Source organism: Pseudodesulfovibrio aespoeensis Aspo-2, assembly GCF_000176915.2.
Classification (GTDB): Bacteria; Desulfobacterota; Desulfovibrionia; order Desulfovibrionales; family Desulfovibrionaceae; genus Pseudodesulfovibrio; species Pseudodesulfovibrio aespoeensis.
In genome coordinates this window covers 698,684-717,181 of sequence record NC_014844.1, presented here as the reverse complement: position 1 = coordinate 717,181, position 18,498 = coordinate 698,684, and the positions used below count along the sequence as shown (strand labels likewise).

Here is an 18,498-nt window from a genome sequence, read left to right as displayed (position 1 = left end):
CAACCGACAACCAAGGAGACGCAAAGACAATGTCCACGACCATTACCAACTCTTTTGTGACTGAATATGCCGAGATGGTGCATCAGTCCTACCAGCAGCGCGGGTCCAAGATGCGCAACACGGTCCGTTTGCAGACCGGCGTGATCGGATCAAGCTGCGTGTTCCAGCGCATCGGGCGCGGCGCGGCGGGCAAGAAGACCCGCCACGGCAACGTGCCGCTGATGAATCTGGACCACACCTCGGTCTCGTGCACCCTGTCGGACTGGTATGCGGCGGAGTACGTCGACAAGCTCGACGAGCTGAAGCAGAAGCAGGACGAGCACAAGGTGGCAGCCGAGGCCGGGGCCTGGGCTCTGGGCCGCAAGATCGACGAGCTGCTCATCAGTCGGCTGACCGGCGCGGCCAACGTCATCGAAGAGGGCAACACGGGCCTGACCAAGGACAAGATCCTGCGCGGGTTCGGCACGCTCAACGCCTCGGACGTGGCTGACGACGGCCACCGGTTTGCCATGGTCGGCCCCCATCAGTGGAACGAGCTGCTCAACATCCAGGAGTTCAAGTCCAGCGACTATGCCGGGGAGCAGTTCGCATGGCTGACCGGCACCGAGTCGCGCACCTGGCTGGGCATCACCTGGATGTTCCACACCGGGCTGCCGCTGATCGAGGGCGTACGCAGCTGCTTCATCTACCACCGCAACTCCCTGGGGCTGGCCGAGGGCCAGGACATCAAGGCGTTTGTGGACTGGGTGCCGGAAAAGGCCGCCCATTTGGTGGACCACATGCTTTCCGCGGGCGCGTGCCTGATCGACCCGGACGGGGTCATCGAGATCCGCTGCGACGACGACGCGGTCATCGCCTAGCAACCGACAACCGGAGGGGCGACCCTCTGCAAAACCAAAGGAGACAATCATGGCAGGATATCTGAGCGAGGACATGCGCCTGATGGGCGGCGTGCCCGGCCAGCAGCTCTTTGTCTACCGCAGCCTCGACGATGCGGCGGCGATCAAGGCGGCAGGCTACTTCGACCAGGCGACCGAGGACTACAACCTGGACACCGGCGACATCATCATCGCCTGCACCGGCCCCAACCGGGCCGGGGCGATCGACCTGCTCGTGGCCAGCAACACCGCGGGCGCGGTCAGCGTGACCGCAGCCAGCTAGCGACCAGACACCCCCTCCAGGCATGAACACCGGGGGCTTCCATGGGGAAGCCCCCATTTTTTGTGGACAAAATGGAGTGGAATCAGAAGACAAGCTCCATGCCCGCCCCCACCTCGTGGACAGGGCAGCGGGCGGCCAGGGCGATCTTGGCCGCGAGGTCGGTGCAGTGGCAGGGGTAGAGCGCGTCGAGGTCGAGCCGGGCCAGATAGTCGGCGGTGGCGGCCAGCCGGGATGCGGGCGCGTCGAGCAGGTGAAAGCCGCCGAGGATGGTGCGCACCCGGTCCACGCCCGTGACGTTGCGGGCGTGTTCCACGGTGTTGCAGATGCCTGCGTGGGCGCAGCCGGAGATGACGGTCAGCCCGCCCTCACCCATGTAGACCAGGGCCGTGTCGTCCGGGATGTGGTCGCCCACCGGGCCGGAGGGTTCCTCGCGCCGACCCATGGGGCGCGACTGCTCGAAATCGTTGGTCCTGGGAATCTCGCCTAGCCAGACCAGCCGCTCGGTAAGCCAGACCGGCCCGGTGGCCAGGACCGGCTCGAAATGGCGGGAAAGCTTGCCCTCGGCCAGGAGCATGCCGATTTCGGGCAGCGAGTCCGCATGGCGGGTGGCAAACGCCTGCGGATGGGCCAGCAGCTTTGGTTTTGCCACGGCCATGCCCTGGGCCGCGCTCTCCAGGTGGTGGCGGATGAGGGCATCCAGCCCCCAGGTGTGGTCGAGATGGCCATGGGACAGGGCCACCCAGTCGAGGCGCAGCAGGTCGAGCCCCTTGCGCCGGGCGTTGGTCAGGAACGCGTCGGAATAGCCCGCGTCAAAAAGCACACGCGCGCCAGTGTCCTCGATGAACAGGGACAGGGCCGGTTCGGCCAGGAAATAGCTGTCTGTCAGGGTATTGTTGTCCACGAGCACGGTCAGTTTCATCGGTCTTCTCCGGGGTTTGCCCTTTATGCCTCAATCTGATTCCTATATGATGGGCCCATGCCAGCGCGCAACCCCCATGTCCGAACCGTATCTGCCATTTCTGGCCTTCTGATCTTCACCGCCTTGATGCTGGCCGCCGGGTTTGCCCTGGCCGACCCGGCGCGCCTGCTGGCCGCCATTGACGGCGATTCCCTGCGGGTCGAGCTTGGGGGAAAGATCGAGGAGGTCCGGCTCATCGGCATCGACGCGCCCGAGGGCCGCCAGCGGTTCGGCGACCAGGCCCGGTCCCACGTGCTGCGTTTGTGCATCGACAGGGAGCTGCGGCTGGAGTATGACGCCGAGCGCCGGGACCGCTATGGCCGCCTCCTGGCCTATGTCCATGCCGGGGATGTCATGGTCAACGAAGAAATGATCCGCGCCGGGCTGGCCCTGCCCCTGCCGGTGAAACCCAACACGGCCCACGCCAAAAGGTTCAGGCGGGCCGAGGCCGAGGCGCGCGCCGCCCGCCGGGGATTCTGGGCCGAGGGCGGCCTGGACATGACCCCGGCGCAGTGGCGCAAAAAACACGGAAGATAACGACCTGCCCGGCCAGCAGGCAAACCCGGATCGCCCAGGAAACTGTTTGAAAAGAGTAGGCATCCGTTGACATAATTCACGATACGATGATACGAAATTTACAATTGTCATAAGCACATGGGGGCGTCCTCGCTCCCATCGGGAGCGCGATCGCAACGCAACCGCAACATTGAGAGGGAATCGTGAGCCTGCGCCATCTACCATTTCAGACAAAGCTCCAGGTTGGCATCCTTTCCGCCGTCACCGCCGCCATCGTCATGATGTCGGGCGTCACCTATGTGCAGGTGCATGAATCGCTGAAAATCCTGGGCGAGACCTCCATGGAATCCTCCAGCGAAAGCACCATCAACATGATGAAAATGCAGGAGGATCTGCTCATGGACAAGGTCAAGGGAGACCTGTCCATACTGGAGGACGCCATTGCCGGAGCCGGAGTTCCGAGGCTTGACGACTCGGAGCCCCTCTCCATGAGCATCATGAACCAGTTCACCTCCGAGCGCGAGCAGATCACCATCCCGGCCATGAAGTTCGGGTACGCCGATGTCAACGGCAATTTCAGCGTGGTGGACACCGTGCAAAAAAGGGTCGGCGGGACAGCCACCATCTTCCAGCTGCTGCCCGGCAAGCTGCTGCGCATCTCCACCAACGTCCTCAAGCTCGACGGCAACCGCGCCACCGGCACCTACATCCCCGAAACCAGCCCGGTCTACAAGGCCATCATGAACGGCGAGACATACTACGGCATCGCCTTTGTGGTGAACGCCTGGTACCAGACCGCCTACAAGCCCCTGAAGGACAGCGGGGGCAGGACCATCGGCGTCATCTACGTGGGCAGGGAGATCCTCTCCCCGACCTTTCGCGAGGCGGTTCAGTCGGCCAGCGTCGGCGGCGAGGGCTACGGGTTCATCTTCAATCAGGCGGGTCAGCTCATCATGCACCCGACCCTGGAGGGGAAATCCCTGACAGACTATCCCTTCTGGCCCGCGTTCAAGGAGGCCAAGGACCAGTTCGTGGAGTACGACTTCAACGGCGAGCGCAAGCAGGTCCACATCGTCCACTTCGCTCCGTGGGGCTGGAGCTTCGGATTCTCCCTGACCGACCAGGAGATGATGCACGGCGTGGACACGCGCGTCCTGTACTGGAACATCGGCGTGGCCGCCGTCTCCATCCTGGGCCTCGCCCTGCTCATGACCCTGATCATCAGGCTGGTGATCAGGCCTCTGCGCGCCCTCTCCGACTTCACCGGGGAGATTGCCAAGGGGGACTACAACGCCACCATTGACTACCCGGCCAAGGACGCCATCGGCGACACCATCCAGGCCGTGCGCGACATGACCAGCGAGCTCAAGAACAAGCTCGGATTCTCCGAAGGGCTGCTCAAGGGGATGACCGTTCCGTGCGTGGTCATGGATCTTGACGAGAAGATCACCTTCATCAACCAGCAGGAGCTGGACCTGTTTGACAAGCCCGGCAAGCCCGAAGACTACATCGGCCAGGCTTTTGGCCAGTTCGTCTACGGCAATGCCGCCAAAAAGACGAACCTGCACCGCTGCATGCGGGAGGACTGTAGCCTCCTGGGGCAGGAAACCTCGGGCACGACCTCGACGGGCAAGGCCTATGACATCGTCGTGGACAGCGCGCCGCTCAAGGACTTCGACGGCCAGATCATCGGCGGCTTCACCCTGATCAAGGACATGACGGCCATCAAGCGGGGCGAGCGTGAAACCAGGGAGCGGCACGAGCGGCTTCTGGGCGTGGCCCAGGAGGCGGACACCATCGCCGCCCAGGTTTCATCCGCCGCAGAGGAACTCTCGGCCCAGGTGGAGCAGTCCACCAAGGGCACCGACGTGCAGCAGGAACGGATTGCGGAAACCGCCACGGCCATGGAACAAATGAACGCCACCGTGTTCGAGGTGGCCAAGAACGCGTCGAGCGCGGCTGAAAACGCCGATAACGCGCGCGAAAAGTCTGAAGAGGGCGCGCAACTGGTCACCGAGGTGATCAGCGCCATAACCCAGATCGAAAGGCGCTCCGAGGAGCTCAAGGGCAGCATGACCCAGCTGGGCAAGCAGGCCGACGGCATCGGGGCCATCATGCAGGTCATCGAGGACATCGCGGACCAGACAAACCTGCTGGCCCTCAACGCGGCCATCGAGGCGGCCCGCGCGGGCGACGCTGGCCGGGGATTCGCCGTGGTGGCCGACGAGGTGCGCAAGCTGGCCGAAAAGACCATGGACGCCACCAAGCAGGTGGGACAGGCCATCACCGACATCCAAAGCGGCGCGCGCCGCAATATCACCGCCACCGAGCAGGCCGTCACCGCCGTGGTGGAGAGCACGGAGCTGGCACGGCGCACCGGGCAGGCCATGGCGGAAATCCAGGCCCTGGTGCAGCAGTCCTCGGATCAGGTGCGCAACATAGCCACCGCCGCAGAGGAGCAATCCGCCACCAGCGAGCAGGTCAACCGGGCCACGGACGAGATCAACGTCATCTCCACCGAGACCTCCCGCGCCATGCAGGAGTCCCGCGAGGCCATCGACTCCCTCGCGGCCCTGGCCACCCAGCTCAAGGGCCTGATCCAGCGCATGCAGGAATAACCGGATACAGTCCAAAAACAACAAAGGGCCACCCCAAATGGGGCGGCCCTTTTGCGATCGCAGCCGCCCGTGAACCGGGCAGACCCATGGAGGCCACGGACTCCTCCAAGCGTTCCAATCCACGGTGATTCTCCTTATTCGACGCTATCCCGGCTATGCCTCCGGGCAGTTGCCTTGCACTGCCAGTGGTTCGTTGGGGGGGGGCGGCACACAGGGCGCGATTGCACACATTTCCTGATCCCCCGTTTGAGCCAGACATCTCAACTTGGCAATGGGGCTGATATACCGGGACTTTTCAGTTTGACTGGAAGGTTGGCCTAATGAAGAATATCCGCTATGAGAGTCTTCTCCATTTGCCTCTGGCAGTATTAACGAACAAGGTGTTGGCAGATTAAACAGGTATTGAGCTGGATTCCGACACTGTTCGGAGGAAACCATGAAGATCGGGATTAAGAAGAAGATATTTCTGTTGGGGTTATTTTTCCCTATCGTGGCTTTGATACTCTTTGCCGGGTACACACTCAGGGAAACGAAGAATCTATCCCTGTCAGGGGTGGATAAAGCCATGTCGATGAGCAATGAGGCTGCAATTGAAAGCCGTAATGCTCTGGAAGATTATGGAAAATCCCTCATCGAACAGGAAGCCAAGGCCAGGGCTCTTCTCTGCTACCAAGCCACGGCCAGAATCAGTGACTTGGCTTCCACCCTGGCACTGGAGGCGTCCAACATCTGGAAAGCGGGAAAAACCTCGACAACGGAAAAGGGGTATCTGCACACCGACCTTCCAGCCCAGCCAGACACAGAGTCAGTTATTCGCATTGCTCCGGATGCCAATACAAAAGCCATCGAACGCGATGTGTCGCTTGCGTCCCTTCTCAATCCGTTCTTCAGGAACGCGATAACGCGAAATGAAATCATGAAGTCCATATATATCGGTACTGAGAATGGTTTGCATTTCAGAATGCCATGGGTTGCCGCACACAAAGAAGGGTACGACCCTCGAGAACGCTCTTGGTACACCGAGGCTGTTTCATCAGGAGAGACCGGCTGGACCGATATGTATACCAGTGCTTCGGAAGGCGTGCTCATGGTGACCTGCTTTTCACCAGTCTATGGTGATCAAGGGACGCTTAAGGGCGTCATAGGCATCGACGTATCGCTCAATACACTCAATGAAACGATTTTGAAAACGCCCTATGACGGCGGCGTCGGCGTCCTGCTTGGCAGGAAGGGGGAGGCCGTTGCCTATTCGAAAGGGGGCGAGGCGTATGTGGCAAAGCTCGAAAAGGCGCGATTCCGTCCAGAGGTCGAGGATATCTTCAAACGCGTTGCCATGAACAAGAGCGGACTGACGCAAACCATGTTAGGCGATACTGACACCTACATCGTCTACAATCCGATCGAGCAGACCGATTGGACACTGTGCATGCTCGTTCCGGTAAGCAGCGTCAATTCCATCGCGCAGGAAGTGAGCAAAAAGATACTCACAGCCAAGGACTCGACAAGCGAAGAGCTGACACGACAGTTTGCGCGGACCAGAAATAATGCCATCGTGGTATTAGGCCTGATAATGGTCCTGTTTCTTGTTGTTGCCATGCGAATGTCACGGGCGATCATTCAACCTATTGGCCTGCTCACTGAAGGGACAAAAGCTATCGGCGGTGGCAACTTCCAAGGGAAAATCGATATTCAAACAGGTGATGAACTCCAGTTGCTTGCAGAGAACTTCAATTCCATGGGTGAAGCGCTGCATGAATATATGCACAATTTGGAAAAAACCACTGCCGAGAAAGAGCGTATTCAAAGTGAGTTGTCCATCGCTACGGATATACAGGCCTCCATGCTGCCTCGTATTTTTCCGGCCTTTCCTGAAATCGAGGAGATCGATGTCTTTGCATCCATGACTCCAGCCAAGGAAGTGGGGGGGGATTTCTATGACTTCTTCCTCCTTGATGAAAAAAGAATCTGCATCGTTATCGCCGATGTTTCAGGCAAGGGAGTCCCCGCAGCGCTCTTCATGGTCATCTCAAAAACACTTTTGCAAAATTGTGTCCGGTCTGATTCGGAGAATCTCGGCGCCGCTGTCAGCCGAATGAATGCGGACCTGTGTAAGGACAATGACCAGATGTTGTTCGTTACTTTGTTCTGCATTGTTATCAATTTTGAAACCGGGCAATGTGAATATGTCAATGGCGGTCATAATCCTCCAATACATATCAGCAAAGACTCTGTAGAGTATGTTCCGGCAAAGCCGATTTTCCCTGTGTGCGGCGTCATGGAAGACATGGAATACAAATCCGGTTTCCTGACGCTTTCTTCTGGAGATCGCCTATTCCTTTATACCGATGGCGTCACCGAAGCGTTTAATCCGAAAAAAGAACTCTATGGCGACGCTCGGCTCAAGAGTATTCTCAGTGAGGGCCTTGCTCTTTCCATTGAGCAGGGAGTGGCGGCTGTAACCAAGGATGTGGAAAAGTTTGCGAACGGCGCAGAGCAGTCCGACGACATCACCATGCTGTTTTTTGAATACAAAGGTAAGGACAGTTAGAATGATAAGGGGCTTTGATCTGCCACTTGTTGCGAAAGTGGTCCTGGTAAACTTGTTTGCAATATTGCTATTGGGCGGCTCCCCTTCTTTTCTCTTTGCAGAAGAGACAGGGCATATGCGTACTCCTTCCGAGATACTCGAAAAAGGCGTCTTGCGCGTGGGCATGTACTATCAAGACAAACCTCCCTTTGTCATGACAAGGGCAGATGGCTCACTCTATGGCGTTGACATTGATATAGCCAATGGCATCGCCCAGGCCATGGGTGTTGAGGTCGTGTTTGATCGAACGTCGAAAACATATGCAGAGCTTACCGAACGCATGTCCACAGGAGAAGATTTCGACATTGTAATCTGCAAGCTGAGCCAGACCTTGAGCCGGGCACTCATGGTGCGTTTTACCAAGCCGTATCTTGTCTTCCACCAGGGCCTTGCGCTCAACAAGACATTCATTTCTAAAAACAAACTCACAAACAATTCGCTCATAGTGGACCTTGCGAAAATGAACTTCAAAGTGGGGGCTCGTTACTCCACATCCTATGTGGAGTACGCTCAAACTGTTTTTCCCAATGCAAAAGTGATCGAGGGAGAATGGGAAGAGTTGGTTGAAAAGCTCCTTCGCGGAGAAATTGATGGCCTCATGCGCGATGAATTCACCCTCATGTCCCTGGTTCGAGAAAGGCCTGATGTCGCTCTTTACCTGAATATTTATAGGATAAAAGACATGCAAGACCCCATCGCCATAGCGACGGCGCAATCAAACTCAATGCTGCAATACTGGTTGGATCTGTATTTAGCACAGCATTATCCGCAGCCCATGTCCGCAGACGACTTGATCGCCACCTATCCTGAACTTTGGGAAAAATAAGAATATATACAGTTGGGAATTCCAATGAAAAAAATACTCATGCATCCATTGTTGATTGTCATTGCATGTCTGGCTGGATTTGCGACTGGTGTGACTTCGCCGGAACTGACCCAAGCAATCAAACCTATCGGCGAAGTCTTTCTCACTCTTTTGAACATGTGCGTATTGCCGATAATTATTTGTGCAATCATCAGCAGTGTTGGGGCGTTGTTCAATAAAACAAAGAATGGTGGAAGCATTAAGAAAATGCTGTCACTGTATCTCTTTTTTATAGCGCTTTCGTGCATTATTGGCTTGGCGACCCCGTTGGGCATGTTCAAGTTCTTTCATTTTGGCGACAATCTGGGGGCGACCGTTGGAGCCCTCATGGTCGACAACGATGCACAGCAGCAGGCATCTGGTACAACTGGCTTTCAGTCCGTTGTTTATGATATTACCACTACTGCCACGTCTGTCGAAGAGGAAGACAGGGTCAGCTATTTTCTGGATCAAATCGTTGCCGGTAATATTTTTGAATCCCTTGCCTCTCAAAGGCTCTTGCAGATATTGACATTTTTCCTCCTTTTCTCGGTCATGCTCAAGTACGTTCATGACGCAGAGCGGGAATTGATCATTTCATTTTCCAATGCGATTTTTTCCGTGATGCAAAAGCTGATAGACCTTGTCATCTGTTTTCTTCCTATCGGTTTATGGGCTCTGCTCGCCAATCAATTCAGTAACATTAACATGGAATTCTTGGCCGCGCTGGGCAACTTTGTGCTCATGGTATGGGCCTCATCCATCATTGTTTTAGGCGTTGCTGTGTTCTTTTTCTGGAAAGCCACGGGCCTTGGCCCCATCAAACAAGCAACATTATTAAAAGCACCCATATTCATAGCTCTTTCAACCAGAAGCAGCTTCCCGACCTTGCCAGCCGCGCTCACGGCACTGGATGATCTGGGCCTGACAAGAGAGAGTACCAATCTTTCTGTCTCGCTGGGGCATACACTGTGCAAATATGGGAAAAGCATGGTGTTCTGCATTGGAGCAATTTATTCATTCTATCTCTACAATGTGCCAATTTCATTTTTTAGCTTAGTGAGTGTTTTATTTCTTTCCATATTGGCAGGCATGGCTGCATCCGGTGCACCAAGCATAATTTCTCGAACAATGATTTCCCTCGTTCTCCTTCCTCTTGGAATTCCTTCAGAGGCAATCATTATTATTCTCCTCACCGTTGATCCCATTACGGATCCAATCATCACACTTGTTTCAACCTATCCCAACTACGCGGTTGCTGCCATGCTCTCAGCAAAGACAGAAGAGCAACAGAGCGTACTGAAACAGGCCGCTTGACTGACATCAGGGAAGAAACACTGAAAAGCGGGAACTCCGCAGAACCAAGATCACGTTTCTGGATGAAATAGACGCCCCATCAGCTGGCGGGCCGTCAACGCTTTGCCGTGCAAGAAGATCAGGCGCAAGGCGATGGAATCCACAGCCCTGTGGTGGAGGCGGAAATTGCGGCCACAGGCGTTGCGAGCATCATTTCGACTTCTTCCCGGGTGGAGATCATGCCGCCCGTGATCAGGGGCGGACTGATGAATTCATGAAGCCGGTGTACGGCCTTGGCGAGCAGGCCAGGCATGATCTCCACGGCATCCGGCTCATACTTCTCGACCGCGCTCACTGCCATGTCGATGGAACGGGAATCGATCATGAAGATTCTTTGAATGGTCACAAGCCCGAGCTTTTTGCCCTTGCGAATGACCCCACCTTTGGTGGTGATCACGCCATCGAACGGAAACAGACTCGTCAAATGCTCCAGTCCCGCCGGATTCGGAGCCACCCCGTCCACCATATCAAAGTGGATGAACACCCGCTTGCCATTGGCGCGAAGCAGACGAACCGCCTGCTCAAGCTCCCTCACGTTGTCGTGAAGCAGGAACACCGTATGGATGTCGGACTCGAGAGCCGTGACCACATGCCGCAGATCGGCAATGGCCGCAATGACCCGCTCGTGCCTGATGGTGTCCATGATCGAATCCTTTGCGCTCACCACTCGCCCCTTTTTTCCTAGCATCATACCTGAATCAGCCCCCCTTATCCGCGTCGAGCAGGTGACACTCAAGCGACAGATGTGAAACGAAAAAAGTCATAAATTTCACTTGATTTACACGTTTTCTATTGTACGATGGTCCCTAGCTGCGTCAGAGATCATGTGAAAGCGGCGTCATATTCGTTCTTGGGGAAAGCTCCTGAAAATCCACCGGTCGCGTCTGGTGGAAAAGCTTCCAAACGAATGTGGCGCCCTTTTTTTATTCAACCCGCAACCAAGACAACAGGTTCCAATGCTTCATACTTTTCAACCGCTGAGCGAAATGCGTCTTTTCCTGTTCGACATGGACGGGACTCTGCACAACGGGGCGCAAGGCATCACGGGCACGGTCGAGTGCCTGAAGGCCATCGCGGACATGGGGGCGCACTCCTGCATACTGACCAACAATTCTTCCAGGACCAGGCGGGAATGCCAGGACATTCTGGCCGGATTTGGCTGCGAAGTTCCAGAAAGGAACATCTACACCGCCGGGATCATCGCCACCCATTACATTGCATCCCACTGGCCGGGATCAAGCGTCTATGTGGTCGGCAATACGGCCTTGGAGGACGCGTGCAGGGAGTACGGACTCAGAGTGACCAACGACAGCCCGGAGCCTGCGCCAGAGACGGTGCTGGTGGGCCTCGACCCCACCTTGAACTACGAAAAACTCGCCACTGCCTGCATGTGCCTCAAGGCTGGAGCGCGCTACCTGGCCACCCATCACGACATGATCTGTCCGGTGGGAGAAGGGCGGGTCGTGCCGGATATCGGCTGCACCCTGGCCTATATTCAGGCGGCCACCGGGCTCCAGCCTCTGAGCACGGGAAAACCCAATCCGTATGTGCTCTCCGTGATCCGCGAGGACCACTCGGTGCCGCTGGAGCGCATCGTCATGGTCGGAGACAGGCTGACCACCGACATTGCCCTCGGCGTGTACGGCAGCATCTCCACGGCACTGGTGTTCAGCGGAGTCACCTCCCGCACTGAATACGACCAGTCACCCTACAGAACCCCGCATGTGTTCTCCCATGTGGGCGAGCTTGCCCACGCCCTGAAGATGGCCGACCGCAAGGAGGCGGACTGTGCATAGGCGCCTTCACATTCTGCTGCTTGCACCCAGCGCGGTGCTGCTGTTCCTTTTTACCTACAAACCCTTCTTCCAGGCGGTCATCGAATCGGTTTACGACTCCCGCGCCGCCAGCAGCGGCGAATTCGTGGGGCTAGCGAACTTCGCACGGCTTTTTGATGATCCCGCCTTCATGGCCGCCGTCATCAACAACTTCATATATGTGGTGTTCACCGTGATCCCGAGCCTGATCCTGGGCTTGCTCTTCGCGCTGCTGCTCAAGGAAAACACGCGGACCAACCGCTGGCTGCGGTCCATATTCTTCTTCCCCACCCTTGTGCCGCTGGTTGCTGCCGCTGCCCTGTGGTCGTTCATCTTTTTGCCGGGCGTTGGCCTGCTGGACCACTACCTCTCCCTTTTCATTCACAGCAGCCACCACAACTTCCTCGGACAGGAAAGCACCGCGCTCACCGTGCTTATCATCATCAGCATCTGGAAATACTCAGGCTATTACATGCTCTTCTTCCTTGCCGGCCTTCAATCCATCCCGGACGATGCGCTGGAAGCGGCCCATATCGAGGGGGCTTCGCCCTGGCAGGGATTCTACCACGTCACCCTGCCGCTCCTGCGGCCTACGCTCACCTTTGTGGGCACCATAGCCCTCGTCTACTCCTTTACCCAAATCGACCACATTCCGGCCATGACCAACGGCGGCCCAGGCCATTCCACCACCGTGCTGCTCTACTACATCCAGACCATAACCATGGAGTCGCAGGATCTGGGCAAGGCATACGCCGCAACCTTGTGCACGGTTGTCGGCCTCTTTTTCCTCACCTGGCTCAACAACGCGCTTCTCGATTCCGGAGCTGACTATGAGCGATAACCTATTGGCATACACGCACTCTGGCACGGTCATCTGCGCAATGATCAGCGCGGTGTGGGCCGTCCCCTTTGTCTGGATGATCACGGCCTCCCTGCGCCCGGATTCGGGTGGAGCAGACATCGCCTCGCTCATTCCCCAGTGGCCCCTCTGCGTGGAGTATTTCAAGGACGCGCTCAACTGCGCGGACTGGGGGAACCTCTACCGCAACACCATTTTCTTCAGCGTCGGCATCCTCATGGCCCAGCTTCTGTCCATCACTACGGCAGGATATGTATTCGCCTTTGTGCCGTTTCGGGGCAGAGAAATGGTCTTTCGGCTCTTTCTGGTGCAACTCATGCTCTGGCCGGTGGTGCTCATGGTGCCCAACATGGTCACGCTCAAGTCCATGGGCCTGCTGGATACGCTTCTGGGCGCAATGCTCCCATACATGGCCTCGGCCTTTGGCATCTTCATGGTCCGTCAGGCGCTCCGGGGCGTGCCAAAGGAGATGATCGAAGCCGCGCAGGTGGAAGGCGCCAACCTCATCCACATCTTCATCTACGTGCTGCTGCCCGCCATCTGGCCGACGCTCCTGGCCTTCAGCATCGTCAGCCTGACGACCCACTGGAACGAGTATCTCTGGCCGCTCATGGTCCTCAGCGACATGGACACCCACACCCTGACCATCGGGCTGGTCAGCTTCACCACCAGCGCCGAATCCGGTGCCGAGTGGGGACTCATTGCCGCAGGCACTCTGCTGGTATGCCTGCCCATAACGGTAACGTTCATCCTGTTCCAGAAGCACTTCATCAGCAGCTTCGGGTTCACTCAATACAAATAAAGACGGAGGACATCCATGCTCATAGCCCACATATCCGATCTGCACATTCGCCCACACGGGGAGAAGCTCTACGACTTCGTGGATACCAACGCGCTCATCAGCCGCCATGTGGCAACGCTCAACAGCATCGCCAAGACCACGGACAGCCCTGACGCAGTGCTCATCACCGGAGACATTGTCAACTGCGGGCAGAAGCAAGAGTATGCCATGGCCCGCCGCATCCTGGGGCAGCTCACCATGCCCCTCTACATCATCCCTGGAAACCACGACAACAACGCGAACTTGCTCGAAGCACTCACGGACATCTGTCCACCGCTTGAAAACGTCGGGAAGACCGGGGAACACACCATACGCTACACCATCGAAGAGTTCCCTGTGCGCTTCATCATGCTGGATTCCTCCATCGGAGGCGAACTTCACGGCGAGATAGGCCGCGAGCAGATGGCATGGCTGGAAAAGGAACTGCAAAAGGGCACGGGCAGGGAAACCGCCGTGTGTATGCACCATCACCCCCTGCCATCGGGCAACGCCCACATGGACGCCATCAAGTGCCATGACGGCGAAGCGCTCATCGAGATGCTGAGCAGATACCCCAATGTCACGCGATTGATCTGCGGCCACACCCACCGCTCCATTTTTCAGAACGTGGGCCGCATCCTCATCTGCACCGTGCCCGGCGCCGCCCACCAGGTCCCCTTTCACAGCACGGACCTGGACGGATCGTACACCCTGGAACCCCCCGCCCTCTACTTCCACCGCCATACGCCTGAAACCGGGCTGGTCACCTACAGCCAGTCGCTGGCTCCGTTCGACGGGCCGTACCCGTTCGACAGCGCCTGCGCCTGCCCTGAAGGTCAACTGTAAGGAGAAACGCCATGAGCAGTGTCCACCTGAACAACGTCGCAAAAGACTTCGGGACCACAAAAGTCATCCATAACCTGTCCCTGGCCATCGAGGACGGAGAATTCATCGCTGTTGTCGGCCCTTCGGGAAGTGGCAAGTCCACGGTCTTACGGCTCATCTCAGGCCTTGAGCCGGTCACGGGAGGGACCATCAGAATCGGCGCGCGGGACGTGACCGCCCTGCATCCGAAAAAGCGCAATGTGGCCATGGTCTTTCAGAACTACGCGCTCTACCCGCACATGAGCGTGGAGCGCAACATCCTCTTTGGCATGAGAATTCGAAAGGAAAGCCGGGAAAAGCAGCAGGCGGCCCTGAGCCGGGTCGTGGAAACCCTGCACCTTGAGGGATTGCTGAAGCGGAAACCGCGCCAGCTTTCGGGAGGGCAGCGGCAGCGCGTGGCAATGGCCCGCGCCATCGTGCGCGAGCCCGAGCTGTTCCTCATGGACGAGCCTCTCTCCAACCTCGACGCCAAGCTTCGAAACGAGGTGCGCCTGTCCATCATGGAACTTCACCGCAAACTGAATACCACCACCGTGTATGTGACCCACGACCAGGTGGAGGCCATGACCATGGCCGACCGCATCGTGGTGCTGCGCGACGGGATCATCCAGCAGGTGGGCACGCCGCAGGAGCTCTACCAGACTCCGGCAAACCTCTTTGTGGCGCGGTTCATCGGCTCGCCCGCCATGAACATCATCGACATAGCCTGCGAGAATGGCTCGCTGCGCCTGCCAAACGGGCTGGAAATACCCACCCCCGCGTTCGTGAAGCCTGTTCTCAATCAAGCCAGGACAGCGCGCATGGGCATCCGTCCCGAGCACATACTTCTGGCCCCAGAGGGGCAGACCGAAGATCGAAGCAGCGGCCTCGTCAGCCTCACGGGCACGCTTTCGGCTATCGAAATGCTCGGCAGCGACATCGTGCTGCACACAACCGGGGGATCCAGCGGACTCAGAGTGCGCGTGGCAAACCACGGAGTGCCCTATACTGCCGGGGATACCACCCGGCTCCTGCTGGACCTCAGCAAGGCCCATTTCTTTTCCGCCGAGGGCAAAGAACGCCTGTGCTGATCATACCGAAGCTCCCCCCTGCATGGGTGCAGGGGGGTATATGTAAATCAAACCATTAGGAGATGATCATGAAAAATGGACGCATCGTGCTGTTCCTGGCCCTCGCGGTGATGCTGATCAGCAGCGCCGCGCTGGCCGCAACCAAGATCGACTTTATGTTCCCTTCCCCGGTGCAGGGGAAACTGGCCAAGGAAATGACCACAATCGTCAGCGAGTACAACAAGTCCCAGTCCGAGGTCGAAGTGCGCGGCATCTTCACTGGCGACTACGACACCACCAAGGTCAAGGCCGAGGCCGCCTCCAAGGCGGGCAATCCTCCGGCGCTGGTCATCATGATGGCAAACCTCATTCCCGACCTGGCCATCAATGGCTTCATCGCCCCCATCCAGACCCTGTCCCGCCACGGCAATGTGAACGCCGACACGTTCCTGGCCGAGGAGTTCTGGCCCGCGCTGCGCCAAAACGCATCCTTTAACGGCGAGGCTTACGGCATCCCATTCCACAACTCCACCCCGGTCATGTACTATAACAAGACCATGTTCAAGAAGATGGGCATCACGGTGCCCACCAACTGGGCGGAAGTGGTCGAGGCGGCCAAGAAGATCGCCAACCCGGACGAAGGCCGCTGGGGGATCATGCTCCCGAGCGTGAACACCGACTACTGCGGATGGATCCTCTCCTCCCTGGTCATGGCCAATGGCGGCCAGTACTACAACTCCAAGTATCCTGGCGAAGTCTACTACACCGCACCCACCACCGTCGGAGCCATGACCTTCTGGCGCGATCTGGTCTTCAAGCACAAGGTCATGCCCCAGGGCGTTCTCACCCCCAACACCATCTCTTCCACCTTCTTTGCCGGCAAGCTCGGCATGGCCTTTCTGTCCACTGGCGCGCTGGGCCACATGCGGGACAACTCCAAGGACTTCGAGCTGGGCGTGGCCTTCATGCCCACAAAGGTCACCCGCGGCGTAATCATCGGCGGCGCTTCCCTGGTCACCTTCAACGGCATCTCCGAAGAGCAGCAGAAGGCCGCATGGAAGTTCATGAGCTATCTGACCAGTCCCGAGGTGTCTGGCCGCTGGAGCCGTTTCACCGGGTATTTTGCCCCGCGCATAAAAGCCTATGACCTGCCGGAAATGACACAGTACCTCGCAGAGTATCCCGACGCCAAGACCGCGCTGGACCAGCTCAAGTATGCGCAGCCCTGGTACTCCACCTACGAGACCATCGCCGTGCGCAAGGCCATGGAAAACAATCTGGCCCGCCTGCTCAATGACCCGGACCTGAAGCCTGCTGACGCCGCACGGGACGCACAAAAGGAAGCCGACGAGATCCTTGCTCCCTATGTGGAGAAGACGGCCCTGCAACTGCCCTAGCAACATCGTTTCCCTTCCAAGCAAACGGCGGGGGCGCACATTGCCCCCGCCTTTTTGCGTTGGCAAGGGCGTTCAACTTCCCGGCGGTCTCTTACGGAACGCGGGCGGTTGCAGGACACAGGGTCAACTTCTTTCTCGCAAAGGACACATTGTGTCCATTGTGGTCAATGTCTTCCCTGCTCCAAAGTCTTCACTCTTGGGAGCGTGCCGCCCCCCCCTCAGCCTGAAGCGGTTTGATCCGGTCTGACGCTTCCTCATAAATGAAGAAGTTCGTCGCTCGTGTGCAAGCACACGAAACGCATCACATGGAATGTTCCGCTAGCAGCCCGTGCCGCAATTATCCATGAGACCGTGCTTGGCCAATCCTGCCATGGATGTTTCGCGATACCCGCACTTCAGGTCACGGCCTGTTTCGCCCATGGTTTGCACCACCTGGTCGAAACTGATGCGATGTTCGCCGTTCGTGAAAAGAGCGTACTGCGCCGCGTTGATCGCCCGGATGGATGAGATTGCGTTGCGCTCGATGCACGGAACCTGGACATAGCCTCCAACCGGATCGCAGGTCATGCCCAAATGGTGCTCCAGGGACATTTCAGCCGCGTAGTCGATCTGCATGAGCGAGCCGCCGAAGAGATAGGCGGCAATGGCTCCGGCCATGGCGCAGGCCGTGCCTATTTCCCCCTGGCAGCCGACCTCCGCTCCAGAGATGGAGGCGTTTTCCTTGACGAGATTGCCGATGAGACCTCCCACGGCCAGCGCACGCAGAATCTCCTGTTCTTCCAGGGCGTAGTCCTCCTGCAGGGAGCGCAATACGGCGGGGATCAGCCCAGCCGAGCCGCAGGTGGGCGCTGTGACGACCCTGCCGCCCGAGGCGTTCTCCTCGGAAACGGCCAGGGCATAGGCAAACAATTTGCCAACACTCCGCAGATGCCCGGATTGTGTCCGCGCTTTCTTGAAAAAGGTATTGGCCTTGCGTGGATAGCGCAACGTGCCAGGCAGGACTCCCGTGCATTCAAGGCCGCGCTCCATGGAATCCAGCATGGCCTGCCAGATGTCTTTCAGGAATGGCCAGAGTTCCGGGCCTTCCTGTTTTTCCACATACTGCCACAGCTCCATGGTGTTGACCTTGCAGTATTCCATGATGGCTGCCAGCGTGGTATGCGGATACAGGGATTTCGCGCCCCGGTTCGGCGCGTCGGCTTCGGCTATGGTTCCGCCGCCCACACTGTATGCTTCCCATGAATCCACAACCCCACCGAGTTCGTCCAGGGCTTCGAAGACCATGCCGTTGGTGTGAAAGGGGCGCACCTCGTCCGGCTTCCAGAGGATTCTTGTCCGCTCGGGGCCCAGTGTCTGCTCGATGATCCAGTCTGTGAGATGCCCCTTGCCCGTGGCGGCCAGACTGCCGAGCAGGGTTACTTGGTAGCGGGCGGCGTTGGGCGTGCGGCTCATGAATGATTTGGCCGCCTTTTGCGGCCCCATGGTATGGCTGCTGGAGGGGCCGTTGCCCACTTTGTACAATTCTTTCAGGGAATCCATTTTTTGACTCCATACGGATCGGGATAAGGCTGCCCTGCCGCCGGATATTGCGGGACAGGGCAGCCTTATGGGCTAGAGTTCGCCGGGCGGTTTCA

Annotated in this window: 16 protein-coding genes; 13 read left to right on the top strand and 3 right to left on the bottom strand. The window is 57.8% G+C overall.

The annotated features are described in order from the left end of the window. Window positions 1-29: 29 nt before the first annotated feature. Both DAES_RS03240 and DAES_RS03235 read left to right on the top strand, forming a co-directional pair. On the top strand, window positions 30-860 hold the full coding sequence (locus DAES_RS03240; protein ID WP_013513601.1) for a phage capsid protein: 831 nt from the start codon (window positions 30-32) through the stop codon (window positions 858-860). Between the two features lie 49 nt (window positions 861-909). Further along, window positions 910-1,161, top strand: a complete 252-nt coding sequence (locus tag DAES_RS03235; protein WP_013513600.1) for a hypothetical protein — start codon at window positions 910-912, stop codon at window positions 1,159-1,161. An 82-nt stretch (window positions 1,162-1,243) separates the two neighbouring features. Here DAES_RS03235 and DAES_RS03230 read toward each other — a convergent pair whose 3' ends face one another. Next, window positions 1,244-2,080, bottom strand: coding sequence for an MBL fold metallo-hydrolase (locus DAES_RS03230; protein ID WP_013513599.1), 837 nt, complete (start codon window positions 2,078-2,080; stop codon window positions 1,244-1,246). A gap of 57 nt (window positions 2,081-2,137) precedes the next feature. Here DAES_RS03230 and DAES_RS03225 point away from each other — a divergent pair, with 57 nt between their 5' ends. The 5 genes from DAES_RS03225 (at window position 2,138) to DAES_RS03205 (ending at window position 10,001) form a co-directional block, all read left to right on the top strand. Further along, entirely contained in the window at window positions 2,138-2,656 is a 519-nt protein-coding gene (locus DAES_RS03225) for a thermonuclease family protein (RefSeq protein ID WP_013513598.1), read from the top strand. 182 nt (window positions 2,657-2,838) lie between these two features. Further along, complete coding sequence (locus tag DAES_RS03220) at window positions 2,839-5,253, top strand: Cache 3/Cache 2 fusion domain-containing protein (RefSeq protein ID WP_013513597.1); 2,415 nt, start codon at window positions 2,839-2,841, stop codon at window positions 5,251-5,253. A 436-nt stretch (window positions 5,254-5,689) separates the two neighbouring features. Then, entirely contained in the window at window positions 5,690-7,801 is a 2,112-nt protein-coding gene (locus DAES_RS16860) for a SpoIIE family protein phosphatase (protein WP_013513596.1), read from the top strand. Between the two features lies 1 nt (window position 7,802). Next, window positions 7,803-8,666, top strand: a complete 864-nt coding sequence (locus DAES_RS03210) for a substrate-binding periplasmic protein (protein WP_013513595.1) — start codon at window positions 7,803-7,805, stop codon at window positions 8,664-8,666. A gap of 24 nt (window positions 8,667-8,690) precedes the next feature. Next, complete coding sequence (locus tag DAES_RS03205; protein WP_013513594.1) at window positions 8,691-10,001, top strand: dicarboxylate/amino acid:cation symporter; 1,311 nt, start codon at window positions 8,691-8,693, stop codon at window positions 9,999-10,001. A gap of 118 nt (window positions 10,002-10,119) precedes the next feature. Here DAES_RS03205 and DAES_RS03200 read toward each other — a convergent pair whose 3' ends face one another. Then, complete coding sequence (locus tag DAES_RS03200) at window positions 10,120-10,683, bottom strand: glycerol-3-phosphate responsive antiterminator (protein ID WP_013513593.1); 564 nt, start codon at window positions 10,681-10,683, stop codon at window positions 10,120-10,122. 343 nt (window positions 10,684-11,026) lie between these two features. Here DAES_RS03200 and DAES_RS03195 point away from each other — a divergent pair, with 343 nt between their 5' ends. The 6 genes from DAES_RS03195 (at window position 11,027) to DAES_RS03170 (ending at window position 16,864) form a co-directional block, all read left to right on the top strand. Continuing rightward, the gene (locus tag DAES_RS03195; RefSeq protein ID WP_041271331.1) at window positions 11,027-11,836 is read left to right on the top strand and encodes an HAD-IIA family hydrolase; all 810 of its coding nucleotides are present in this window, start codon (window positions 11,027-11,029) and stop codon (window positions 11,834-11,836) included. After that, window positions 11,829-12,695 (top strand): carbohydrate ABC transporter permease, encoded by an 867-nt coding sequence (locus DAES_RS03190; protein ID WP_013513591.1) that lies wholly within the window; start codon window positions 11,829-11,831, stop codon window positions 12,693-12,695. The genes DAES_RS03195 and DAES_RS03190 overlap by 8 nt, the downstream gene beginning before the upstream one ends. Next, a complete protein-coding gene (locus DAES_RS03185; protein ID WP_013513590.1) occupies window positions 12,685-13,515 on the top strand; it encodes a carbohydrate ABC transporter permease in 831 nt (276 codons plus the stop codon). Before DAES_RS03190 ends, DAES_RS03185 begins: the two co-directional genes overlap by 11 nt. Before the next feature lie 15 nt (window positions 13,516-13,530). After that, window positions 13,531-14,379: a phosphodiesterase gene (locus DAES_RS03180; RefSeq protein WP_013513589.1), complete on the top strand. Its 849-nt coding sequence runs from the start codon at window positions 13,531-13,533 to the stop codon at window positions 14,377-14,379. A gap of 11 nt (window positions 14,380-14,390) precedes the next feature. After that, entirely contained in the window at window positions 14,391-15,488 is a 1,098-nt protein-coding gene (locus DAES_RS03175; protein ID WP_013513588.1) for an ABC transporter ATP-binding protein, read from the top strand. A gap of 68 nt (window positions 15,489-15,556) precedes the next feature. Further along, window positions 15,557-16,864: an ABC transporter substrate-binding protein gene (locus DAES_RS03170; protein ID WP_013513587.1), complete on the top strand. Its 1,308-nt coding sequence runs from the start codon at window positions 15,557-15,559 to the stop codon at window positions 16,862-16,864. Window positions 16,865-17,182: 318 nt separating this feature from the next. Here the strand turns inward: DAES_RS03170 and DAES_RS03165 are convergent, their stop codons facing one another. Continuing rightward, the gene (locus tag DAES_RS03165) at window positions 17,183-18,403 is read right to left on the bottom strand and encodes an L-serine ammonia-lyase, iron-sulfur-dependent, subunit alpha (protein WP_013513586.1); all 1,221 of its coding nucleotides are present in this window, start codon (window positions 18,401-18,403) and stop codon (window positions 17,183-17,185) included. Between the last annotated feature and the right edge of the window lie 95 nt (window positions 18,404-18,498).